The sequence below is a fragment of the Schlesneria sp. genome, from assembly GCF_036405755.1.
Classification (GTDB): Bacteria; Planctomycetota; Planctomycetia; order Planctomycetales; family Planctomycetaceae; genus Schlesneria; species Schlesneria sphaerica.
Genome location: NZ_DASWWZ010000616.1, coordinates 1 through 11825 on the forward strand (window position 1 = coordinate 1; position 11825 = coordinate 11825).

Sequence of the window (11825 nt, forward strand, 5' to 3'; positions counted from 1 at the left end):
CGCGTCTTACCATTGCTTGGAGCAGTCGGCCTGTTGGCCGGTACGATTGGATGCAGTGGTGAATCTTCCCCCACGACGGCCGATGGACGGACAAAACTGAAAGTTGCCTATCTGGGGCTGACCTGCGAAGCTCCCATGTTCGTGGCCCAGGAAAAAGGATTCTACACCGAAGAAGGTCTGGATGTAGAACTGGTGAAGACCGACTGGGACGGCCTGCGCGAAGGTTTGGGGACGGGAAGTTTCGATGCAAATCACACACTGATCATGTACCTGCTGAAGCCGATCGAGCAGGGTGTTGATATGAAGATCACGGGCGGCATCCATACGGGCTGCCTGCGGCTGCAAGTGTCCGCGAACTCGGACATCAAGTCACCCGCCGAGCTCAAGGGCAAGAAGATTGGCGTCGCGACCCACATTGGCAGTCCCCCTTACCTTTTCTCATGTCGTGTTCTGGCAGCTCACGGAATCGATCCCCGTCCTGAAAGTGACGACGTCCAGTGGATTCCTTATCCCCCGGCAGAATTAGGACTGGCCGTCGAAAAAGGACTTGTCGATGCCGTCTGTACTTCCGACCCGATCGGAACGATTCTGGTCGGCAAAGGGATCGTGCGAACGATTGCCGACCAGGCGACCGATGCACCCTACAGCGAGGAGTACTGCTGTGCTGCCGTCGTCAGCGGGAAACTGGCCCGCGCGAACCCTGCCGCAGCAGCAAAGGTGACTCGAGCGTTCCTGAAAGCGTCGCGCTGGGTTGAAGAAAACACCATCGCTGCCGCCACGCTCGCAGTCGAAAAGAATTACATCGCCGCATCAACAGAGATCAATGCCCAGGCTATTTCCCAACTGAAGTACATGCCCGGCGTCTCAAGTTGCCGGCAGAGTATCGAGAACGCCGCCAGTGAGATGAAGCGGGCAGGCCTGCTGAAAGAGTCAACCAACGTTGATGAGCTGACGAAGCGGGCATGGCTGGACCTGGAGGGGGTTACTGACGAGTGGATTAATCAATTGGAGGTCGAGAAGATCGCCGATGGCGGAAGGGCTCCGAAATTGTCTCCGGAAGGTTTTGTGGCACTCTTTGAATTGAACAAAGACTGCCTGTGTTGCTGCCGCTGCTGCATCGAATAGTGAGACAATGACAGAATAGTGAGACAATGACAACAGAAGCTCCCGAAGTAAGCCCCTTGCCGGCCACGTCACGAGAGGGTGATGAGACAGCGACCGGCAAATGGTCTCAAGATACGAGCATCAATCGTAACGGATTGAACATGCCTGGCGCATCACCGGTCGTGGCGTCGGTTGTTGCGTTGATATTGCATCTTGTACTCCCCAATCAGGCATCGCCATCGATTGCATGGATGGCAAACCTCCCACAGTGGCAGCACCCTTACCCCCTCCTGCTGATAGTCATCCTTTTCGGGTCTTCGATCGCGTGGCTTCTTCAGTTCGGCTTCCCCCCCCTTCGACCGCGTGTCCGTTACTACGCTCCTCTTGTTGCAGGTGCAGTAGCCATTCTGGGCTGCTGTGATTTGCTGACGGCCAAATGGCGTTCTCTGCCACACCCTTTTTTTCCCAGCCCGGATGAGGTACTCGGGTCACTCATCGAAGATCGCAAGATCCTGCTGGAGAGCACCTGGCACTCGCTGCGACTGCTCGCATGCGGCTATCTGGCCGGCGTCACTGCCGGCTTAGTAACAGGCGTTCTTATCGGGTGGTTCTCGATTGCGAGGTACTGGCTCACGCCCGTTCTCAAGACCATCGGACCGGTACCCGCGACGGCTCTGGTCCCTCTCGTGATGACACTCTTCCCGGCATCGTTGTCATTCTTCAGCGGTGCGGCTTTGATCGCATTTGCAGTCTGGTTTCCAATGACCATGCTGACTGCCGCAGGAATTTCTCATGTTCCGCTTTCGTACCTGGATGTCGCTCGAACGATGGGTGCGAGCCGCCTTTATTTGATTTTCAACGTGGCGATTCCGGCTGCGTTGCCCAACATTTTTCTGGGATTGTTTCAGGGCTTGGGTGCCTCATTCCTTACCTTGATCGTGGCGGAAACAGTAGGTGTCAAAGCCGGGCTCGGCTGGTATATCCAGTGGCAGAAAGGATACGCGGAATACGGTAAGGTCTACGCTTCACTGCTGATTATGGCGATCTTTTTCTCAAGCCTTATGACACTTCTGTTCATGGCCCGCGACCACTTCCTGCGATGGCAGAAGGGGGTTGTCAAATGGTAACGATTCCGTCTCGACTCGCGTCGGAAAGAACAGGTGAGACACTCGAGATCCGGCAACTCCGTCGCACATTCGGCTCGGTCCAGGCCATCAGCGATATGAACCTTACGGTGAATCCGGGTGAGATCGTCGCGCTTCTTGGCCCCAGCGGTTGTGGCAAGTCAACCGTGCTTCGCCTGATCGCCGGTCTCGACCAGGCGACGTCCGGCGGGGTCTGGGTGGGTTCCGAGCGAGTCACTGGTCCGAGTGCCCAACGAGGTTTGATTTTTCAAAGTCACTGCTTGTTTCCCTGGCTGACAGTTCGCCGAAATATTGAAGCTGGCCTCATCGCCTGCGGTGGACGCAAGAAACATCCGACGGCTGCTGCAGACTACATGGAGCTCATGGGCCTGACTGAGTTTGCGGACTGTTATCCATCACAGATCTCGGGCGGAATGGCCCAACGCGTTGCTCTGGCCCGCGCACTCATCAGTCATCCGGATTTCCTATTACTTGATGAACCTCTCGGCGCTCTGGATCAATTCACTCGCATTCGGATGCAGGACGAAATCCTGCGCGTGTGGGAGAAGAGCGGCACGACGATGGTTTTAGTCACCCATGACATTGATGAAGCAATCTACCTCTGCGATCGCATCGCGATCATGACGCCCCGCCCCGGTCGTCTGGAATCAGTCATCCCGGTCCCGTTCCCCCGTCCTCGCAGACGAACGGACCCAGAGTTTATGAATCTCCGGGCAGAAATCCTTGAGATGCTGCATCTGGCGGGGAATCAGATTTCGGCGTCCGGATAACGACGGAGTATTTCTTCCCAACCGCAATCTCTCTGACGTAACGTGGATTACAGATCGCAAATGTAAACATCGACGTCAACCAACCCTAACTTTTGAAACGCGTCAGTCACTTTGGTCAGATGGGATCTCCGTCGATTGAGGCTTTTCACGTAATACATCGCATGTGTCCATTTTGACTCTCTTCTTGCAATTCGCTTTGAGACCGATCTTCATGCACAATGGACCACGGTTTGACCACGTGAGAACAGTCGGTCTTTGGCGATTGGTTTTCACCCACCTGACAAAGGGGAACTCAAGCGTTTTCCCGACTGCCTGCGGGTGGAGCCGGGCAGGAATTAGTGTCTGCCTCTTCGACTGGCCTTGGATTGCGGTTGCCGTGACTCTTTTCGCTGGCTGTGGTTCGCCCAGTTCCCGTGGTCCTGCACAGGTCCCTGAACGGACGACCTCACCCCCGTCCATCCCCAAGCCCTCTCCGCGTGAATTGGACTATGCCGGGTCTGCGACCTGCGCGACGTGTCACCGCGAGATCGCGGATCAGTTCGCGCAACATCCGATGGGAAGGTCCAGCGGAAGTCTTTCGACCGTTCCCGAAATCGAGGCCTATGGTGAAACCGCGAAGTTTATCACGGCCGATGACAAACAGTATCGTGTTGAAAAGGACGCGACAGGCATCGTCCATCATGAAGAACTGATCGATCGTGACGAAGAAACCCTCTATGATTTCGCAGTGGCGATGGAACTCGCAATCGGATCTGGTCGGCATGGCCGCTCGTATGCCTATCGCCGAGGTGACCGTTACTTTATGTCGCCCATCAGTTGGTACACAGCCAAAAGTCGCTGGGATCTGTCACCGGGTTACTTACCCGGAATGCACCAGCGATTTGATCGGCTGCTGACAGAACGGTGTCTCGCCTGTCACATCGGACAGATGAACATCGAGGCGTCGCCTGACTCATGGAACCGAGAGGCGCCGATTGTGGAGCATGCCATCAGTTGTGAACGGTGCCATGGCCCCGGCGCATCTCATGTCGCACACCATCAGCAACCTGACAACTTCAAGGGAGAGGATCGAATCGTCAATCCCGGCGATCTCGACCCCGAGCGACGTGATGCGGTCTGCCACCAATGTCACTTTCACGCAGCAAGAACTTCTCTGCGCTACGGACGACGTGCTTCCGACTTCCGTCCCGGTGATCGATTGAGTGATATTTACGTCATATTATCGAGTCCTCCCGGAGAACGTACTGCTGTCTCACAATCCGAACAGATGCTGACGAGCACCTGCTATCAAAAAAGTCATGGCAAGATGGGGTGCATCTCCTGTCATAATCCACATGCACTTCCCAGTGGCAATCCTTCGACTGCGTTCGACCAGAAATGTGCCGCGTGTCACTCCGAGAACCAGCCGCAATGTTCAGAAGCGGTCGCCGAGCGAATTGGCAAAAGCTGCGTCGGCTGTCATATGCCTCAGTTTGATGCATCAGACATCCCCCATACCGCATTTACAGATCATCGCATCTTGAGACGCCCCCAGGAAAAGCCCGATCAAGAGTCGCCTGATCGTCTCGCTGAAGTTCTGATGTCCGGCGTCCCGGAATGGGAGATTCGTCGGGCCGAGGCCATGTCAGTGCGGACAGATCGAAAACAGGTGCGAAAACCGGCAGAACTTGAACGAGCGATTGCGACACTGCAAGAGCTGACAGACATGCTGCCCGAAGATCCAGAGATCTGGGAAAGCCTGGCCTGGTTTCAGAGTCGTCTAGGGAAGTGGTCCGATGTCGAGAAATTCGCTACGCGGGCTTTAGAACTCGCACCCGGTCGAGTCGACGCGCGGGAACTTCACACGGGGGCTCTTTCCGCTCGCTCCGCATGGAACGAGGTCGACCGCGAAGTTGAGATCCTCCTGCAAAAAGATAAAAGGAAGGGCCTTTATTACAAACTGCGGGCCGAAGCCGCATGGCATCAAGGGGACCTGGAACGGGGCTTGGAACTGGCGGAAGAATCGCTGCAATGTGAGCCCACCCAGATGGAGTTGCGTCGCCGCCTCTCGGTCGCGTACGAGCAACTCGGGAACCAAGACAAAGCGGAAAGGCACCGCAAAATCTTGACGGCCATCTCCCGATTTCTGAAGTAATGCAGATGATCCGATGAGACTCGTACAAGTGGGTCGCAGCAGACTACTCAAGAGACCCGAGTCGTTTTGTCAGTGCGTCGGCAATTAGCGAGTCCCCTGCGTCACGAGCAAAACGACCGATTTCCTTAAGAAGAGGCACCGGCGAATCGCGGACGTTTCGCAACTCGCGAATGCGGGGGCGAAGTTCATGAGCACGGTCGACCAGCTTTTCGAGTCGCGTGACCTCGTCCGTCAGTCCTCGAATTCGCAGAATTTCAGCGAGACGGTGCATCGTCAGCCAATCGAGTGGATGAATCGAAAGGGCTTTCCGATATGCACTTTCAGCCTCTGGATACTCTTTCCGCGTAAAGTGGACCCATCCTTTGAATCGCCAGAATCGCGGGTCCGCTTCTGTATCGGGTTGAGTCTGCGCCAGGAGCTTAATCACCTGATCGACATTCCCCTTGGCAAGTTCCTGGTCAGCCAGATAAGCCAGCAGGTTCGCATTGTGGGGAAAGCGGTCCAGCAACTGGCGGGCGGCATGTTCCTTAATTGTCAGCGTCGAAGTACCAGCATCCGCGACCGCATTCGATTCCGTTGTCCGCTGAACCGGTGTCCCGACAGAGCTCAGCATGTCGTCGGCAACGCTTTCTGGCGACGCCACATAACTGTGCGCGGCGTCGTCCCCGTGCAGCATTTGCGCGACCGAAAGGATCTCGTCGTCGGGATATGAGTTCAACCAAAGTCCGTTCAGCGACACCCCTTCACCCAGCCTGAGTGTGTCAATGAGAAAGTAATAAACGAATGCATCCCGGGGTTCACGCTCCACCTGAATCGCCGATTTCACTTGCTCCCGTAACTTCGTACGCTGTAGCGTGACCGCGTAGAACTGGATCAGCAGTTCGTGGGCACCACCCACCAACGGTTCGTGAGACAGGATCTCGCGACAAGCATCCTCACCATCGAACGGGCGATTGGCGGGTCCGAACAGAATCTTTGCTCGTCCCAGTTGAGCCGGCAGGTACTCCGGGCTGTGCTGCGGCACACGCGCCAGATACTCGGCCGCTTCAACGTATCGTTCCTGATGCTGGACGGCATCTGCCAGGTAGATCCACGGTTCCGCCGACGATGGATCATACCAGCTCCAGCGACGCGAGATTCCTTCCAGGTCATTCCAGCGATGTTCCTCCTGTGCCACACGACAGGACTCGGCAAAGCGGTGAATCGACCACTCCCAGACACCCCAGACCCCCAGTGCAATAAGAGGCAGGATACCAGCAAGCCACAGCCAGCGATGTCGTTGGCTTTTTCGAGGTGAATTGGCGGTTGATTGCTGCGAGGACATGAGATTCATTTACGGCAAGAGTGGGAAAATGTTCTGTCCCTCTGGTGCAAACACACATTGGTTTCAGGGAAATTCCCGCTTGAGTGTCTGAAGTTGTTGCGAAGCGGCCTGACGACGACGATTGGGAACGACGCTTGGGGACGCACGACCTGTCTTCGATGTGCTCAACAAAACCTCCAATCGCTGTGCCACAAGTTCGTCCCCACACTTCCCCGCAAACACACGCAGCCGGTCGAACAGTTCATGCGGTATATGTTGTACGTCGGAAGCAGCCAGGAATGCTGACTCCAACTCCTTCCCTTCCGCAGCAAGTTGATACTCCTGGTCAGCGACATCGAGCCGACGATTTCGTCTGTTCAGGTCAGCCAGATAATAGCGTGTTCGCCAGTCAATCGGATGCAACTTCAAGGCCTCGTCAAACGCCCGCTGTGCTTCGACGAAGTCACCGGCTTTCAGGAAAAGCCAGCCTCGAGCTCGCCAGAAGCGGTAGTCACCATCCGCCACCGCAGTTGCGCGCGACAACAGTTCGGCACACATGACTGTCTGGCCGTTACTCACGGCCTGCCCAAGATCGTACGCCAGCACGTGGTGATTCTCTGGAAACATCTCCCGAAGCTGTTGCAGGTAGCTTGCCCGAAGTGCCTGCGAGTGCCGCAGCTTTGTTGCTTCTGCTTCATCCATCGGAGGAACACCACCATCCAGGTTTCGTGCCGAATTCAGTGCGTAGGCAACCATCATCGGCTCGTCCCGATCTCCGCGCATCCAACGCTTGATCCGCTCCAGCGCATTGCTGAGTTTCAGCCCATCCGCCAGAAAGGCATAAGCATAAAATTCCGGTAGATCCGCCTCGTTTTCCGCTGAATCACGGACCACCGCGAGCAGTTCAACGGGTTGCACCATGACGGCATGGAAGAAAATGATCCGACGCCGAACTTCTGTTTCTTTTGGGTCCAGCGTCAACACTTTCTGCAGAGTGCTCAAGCCTGTGAGAGGATCTTTCAGCGGCCCCATCTGTGCACTGGCAAGCATACTTAACCAGGGGGCATCTCCCTTCGTCTCAGCAGGGTGATCCTTCAAAAACTCGAAAACCGAATTGGGTTGACGCAGTTCGCGACTGGCAGTGGCACCGGCTTGCATGGCATCTCGACGAGTTGGTTCCAGCCGCCGCCACTCGTGCGCCGCGACAAGCAACTTAGACCAGTTCCGCTCAGACTCCCATTTCTGACAGGCACTTCGCGCAGCTTCGACCTGAGAAAAATGCATCCAGGTCACGCCCCCCCAAAGTCCTGCACCAATCCCCGCCAGCAATAGCACAGCGCGGGCAAATTTCTTCGCATGCTGCGCGAAACGCGGTCGAGAGTCCCGAATGGGTGTTGCGTCAGGGGGCACGATTTTCGAAAGTCCTGATGGATGAACCGGAATCGCTGTCGAGTGGTTCGAGTACCGTGATTCGCTGTGGCGTAGCGACGTTGTGTAATGCCTGAGTGATCCCGCTGGGCCACACCAACTCAACATCAACACTCGCTATGGAGGGATCGAGGCCGAATGTGATCGTCAACTCCTGCGACGAACAGTAGCTTCCGCCCCCGAATATTTCGGCGATATACTGCTGGCCACCCGCATGGATCGTCGCGCGCGTGCCGAACGCCTGGCGATTACTGATTCGGCCGATGCAGTCGATCTGAAGAACTCGCGCCCCCTCGGATTCATTGTGCAGGATCAGCGAAGGGGTGTTATGAGTGACACAAACAACATCAATCTTCCCGTCACGGTCATAGTCACCGACTGCAACGCCACGTCCGACGAGCGACTTCTGGAATATGGGCCCGGCCGTCTTCCCCACGTCGTCCCACGAGCGACCGTTAAAGGAAAACAACTGAAGAGGCTGAGCATATCCCGAACCTTCCGTTCGGCGGTCATTGATATGGCCATTGGCGACGAAGACTTCCAGCCAACCGTCACCATTGAAATCGTGCATCGTCGTTCCAAAGCCGAGCATGGGCATCGTGGGGGCCACCAGGCCGACGAGTGCTGTACGGTCTGAGAAACCCGCTGGACCGTCGTTCGCGTACAGCGTATTCCATTCTGCGGAAAAGTGGGTCACGTAAAGATCGAGGTAGCCATTTCGATCATAATCCGCACAGGCGATTCCCATATTCGCCTGGGGAACTCCTTCTGAACTCAAGGCACAGCCAAGCACCGTCGCCAGATTGACGAAGTCATTGCCTTCCGTACCCACAAACTGAAAATTGGAACTCGTATCATTGGCGACGAAAATTTCGGGCCAGCGGTCATTGTTTAAATCGGCGATCAGGACTCCCAACGCACGATTATTTTCTCCGTAAAGCCCCAGTTCCTGAGCGGCAGCACGGAACGTTCCGTCGCCCAGGTTCAGGTAGAATTCATCGGGCTCTGGATCGACTTGCTGAGGATGACAGATCGAGGGACGGCCTTCCTTGTCCATACACGGACGAGGATTGTTGACATCGTATTGACAGTACCGGCAGACATATAAGTCGAGGTCGCCATCCCGATCAATGTCGCTCCACGCGGCAGAAGTACTCCAGAGTGTTTCATGGATTTGAGATTCACGTGTCACCTCGTGAAACGTTCCGTCGCCCCTGTTATGGAATAACCGACTCTCGCCAAAATTTGTAATAAACAAATCGGCGAAGCCATCGTTGTCATAGTCACCCACGCAGACACCTTGACCGTAGGCTCGATCATCGATCCCGGCGTTCGTGGTGACATTCTCAAAGTCAGTGCCATCTCGATTGCGAAACAGTTCGTCTCGGGGTTGATCAGGTCCAGCGGGTCGCCATGGCTCGCCCCCCTGCCCGAAAAACAAGTCCGGCCAGCCATCGCGATCATAGTCGAGCCAGCCCACACCTCCCCCAGTTGCCTCCATCATCAATTGTTCGCCGCGAGCACCGTTCTGGTAGACGAAGTTGACTCCTAACGACTCAGCCCGGTCGATGAATCGAATCGCCGGCCGTGACGAGTCCGCCAGATGTGCAGAACTCTCTGACACTGATTTCGTACTGGCAAACTCGGCGAAAACCGACTTTCGTTCCGATGTCGCCAGGGCCGGTGGTACGTCATCTTTCGATTCAGAAGGCCCCTTACCCTGGACCAGTTCCGCGACGTCAGCGCGACATCCGGCAAGGAAAGCGGCCCCGGTGCAAACCAGGGTAAGAATCCGTTGTTTGAGAGATTCAGGAAGGCTCACTCGGACGTGCTCCCCGCAGTCAAGGTGCTTCCGCCCGCTTGGGGTTCAATGATGGTGACAAGCTGGTCGACGTTGTCCACGCGAAGTTCCTGCAGCATTCCTCCCGGCCAGCGAATCAATAAGTCGCAGGGGGAAGTTGACTCTCCCAGCCCGAAGACGAGGCGAGGTTGCCGACTGGAACAGTAGCCGACACCCCCTGCAAGTTCCTGAACCAGCGTCTTCCCATTCTGCTTCAAGGTGACTCGGGCCCCAATCCCACGGCGATTGACTTTGCGCCCCGTAAACTCCACAGCGAGCCAATGGCCAGATCGGGACTGATTTTCCAGCAGTTCCATGGGGGTATTCTGATGAATGACAGCGATATCCATGTCTCCATCCCCGTCAAAGTCGGCTTCGGCTGCTGCCCGTCCCACTTGAAGCTGTCCGAAGTATTCACCCGAGTCGGCACTGACGTCATTCCAGTGTTGACCATCGAATGTCAACAGTTGAGGTGGCATGGCCACGACTCTCGCCCGCCCCAAGTCATCGATGTGACCATTCGCGATGAAAAGCTCGTCATCCCCGTCGAGGTCGAAGTCCTGCCAGACAACTCCGAACCCGACCCACGGCAGTGTCACTTCAATTCCATTCGTTTCCGCGCTGGCATCATGAAATCCGCTCTCTCCGTCGTTGGCATACAGCGTATTCCACTCCCCTTCAAAGTGCGTGATGTAGATATCCAGCAGCCCGTTACGATCGTAGTCACCGATGGCGATTCCCATATTCGCCTGAGCACGCCCATTTGCATCGAGCGCACAGCCGAAGCGAGAGGCGAGATCGACATACTTTCCCGGTTGCTGCTCTACAAACAGAAAGTTTGCTGTGGCATCATTTGCGACGATCAACTCTGGACGCTCATCCCCAGTGAAATCGGCGACGACAACGCCGAGTGCACGGTTTCCCGGTCCTGCCAGTCCCCGGTCCTGAGCACATTCCCGGAACCGCCCATCACCGAGGTTCTCGAAATAGTGGTCCGCGACAGGGTCAACCTGATTTGGCTGACACTGAACCGGCTTCCCTCCAGCGTTTCGACAGATGACCGGATTTCGAGGGGAAAAGTCGCAGTAGTTGCACACGTACAAATCCAGATCCCCATCCAGGTCCAGATCAGCCCAGGCGGCGGTCGTACTCCATCCCTGCCACTCCACCTCGCTCCAGTCAGACAGGACACGGAAAGAACCGTCACCCTGGTTATGCCACATGACGTTTCCTCCGATGTTCGTCACGAAAACGTCATCGAAGCCGTCGTTGTCCAGGTCTCCGATTGCAACCCCCTGCCCGTACCGCTTCTCCAGGATCCCCGCTGTCAGCGAGACATCAACAAAACGTCCGTCGACGTTCCGATAAAGCACGTCAGAGGGTTGGTCGTCGGTTGTGTCAGCATCTGCGACACCCCCTTGTCCCAGATACAGATCCCAGTTGCCGTCACGATCAAAATCAAGCCACCCGCAGCCACCGCCTGTCCCCTCGGACATCAGGCGGCGGCCTTCGTTTCCGTTTGAATAGGTAAACTCGAGTCCTGTGGACGCTGCCACCGAAGCAAAGCGGATCCGGCCGAGGTCACTACTGACGGACTCGATCCTGCGAAGGCGATCCAAAGGAAGATTCTGCGAAACGCGTACCCGAACCGGGAGCGCTGGCGTCGACGTCACTTCAACGGGAGCAGCCGACTTCGGAGACTTCTCACAACCACTGACGAGCGCAGTGATGATCATCAGGATCACACGAGCCGGGCAGGAAATTAAACCCGCATCTGGCACGTGGGCCTGTCGTCTGGGCTTCGACATATTCGACTTCTGGACTCAAAAAACACGGTGGTCGAGCGCAGCCGTAGAATGAGAGTTCCCACGAGGTGCCATTCACCTCGTGGGATCAATCGACTACGGAAACTCGACGGAACAGCGGCCCGGCTTAGAATTCACCCAAGGGGTCGCTCTTACCGCGTGTTGCGAGAGCCAGTCGCACCGAGTTACCGATGTTTTCCGAGATGAATCGGACCGAACCATCACACAGCAGGGCCTGTGCCCCACCCGTATGATTGCTGCTCATCTGATCGCAGCGATAGTCTCCCGCAGGCTGC

General features: G+C 56.2%; 9 protein-coding genes. 4 read left to right on the forward strand and 5 right to left on the reverse strand.

Annotated features, from left to right (window positions below; genetic code table 11):
- The 4 genes from VGE80_RS20315 to VGE80_RS20330 form a co-directional block, all read left to right on the forward strand.
- Window positions 1-1125 (forward strand): ABC transporter substrate-binding protein (locus VGE80_RS20315; protein WP_440593929.1); only part of this gene is annotated, 1125 nt, incomplete at its 5' end.
- Between the two features lie 26 nt (window positions 1126-1151).
- On the forward strand, window positions 1152-2231 hold the full coding sequence (locus tag VGE80_RS20320; RefSeq protein WP_440593930.1) for an ABC transporter permease: 1080 nt from the start codon (window positions 1152-1154) through the stop codon (window positions 2229-2231).
- Complete coding sequence (locus tag VGE80_RS20325; RefSeq protein ID WP_440593931.1) at window positions 2225-3019, forward strand: ABC transporter ATP-binding protein; 795 nt, start codon at window positions 2225-2227, stop codon at window positions 3017-3019. The genes VGE80_RS20320 and VGE80_RS20325 overlap by 7 nt, the downstream gene beginning before the upstream one ends.
- 376 nt (window positions 3020-3395) lie before the next feature.
- Complete coding sequence (locus tag VGE80_RS20330; protein WP_373650653.1) at window positions 3396-5153, forward strand: multiheme c-type cytochrome; 1758 nt, start codon at window positions 3396-3398, stop codon at window positions 5151-5153.
- A gap of 43 nt (window positions 5154-5196) precedes the next feature.
- On the opposite strand, the gene VGE80_RS20335 is transcribed toward VGE80_RS20330, so the two are convergent.
- From VGE80_RS20335 to VGE80_RS20355, 5 genes are all read right to left on the reverse strand, one after another.
- On the reverse strand, window positions 5197-6477 hold the full coding sequence (locus VGE80_RS20335) for a tetratricopeptide repeat protein (RefSeq protein WP_373650652.1): 1281 nt from the start codon (window positions 6475-6477) through the stop codon (window positions 5197-5199).
- 63 nt (window positions 6478-6540) lie between these two features.
- Entirely contained in the window at window positions 6541-7866 is a 1326-nt protein-coding gene (locus tag VGE80_RS20340; protein WP_440593932.1) for a tetratricopeptide repeat protein, read from the reverse strand.
- Window positions 7856-9706 (reverse strand): CRTAC1 family protein, encoded by a 1851-nt coding sequence (locus tag VGE80_RS20345; protein ID WP_373650650.1) that lies wholly within the window; start codon window positions 9704-9706, stop codon window positions 7856-7858. Before VGE80_RS20345 ends, VGE80_RS20340 begins: the two co-directional genes overlap by 11 nt.
- The gene (locus VGE80_RS20350; RefSeq protein ID WP_373650649.1) at window positions 9703-11532 is read right to left on the reverse strand and encodes a CRTAC1 family protein; all 1830 of its coding nucleotides are present in this window, start codon (window positions 11530-11532) and stop codon (window positions 9703-9705) included. Before VGE80_RS20350 ends, VGE80_RS20345 begins: the two co-directional genes overlap by 4 nt.
- 124 nt (window positions 11533-11656) lie before the next feature.
- On the reverse strand, window positions 11657-11825 hold a 169-nt coding region (locus VGE80_RS20355), incomplete at its 5' end, for an H-X9-DG-CTERM domain-containing protein (protein ID WP_440593933.1).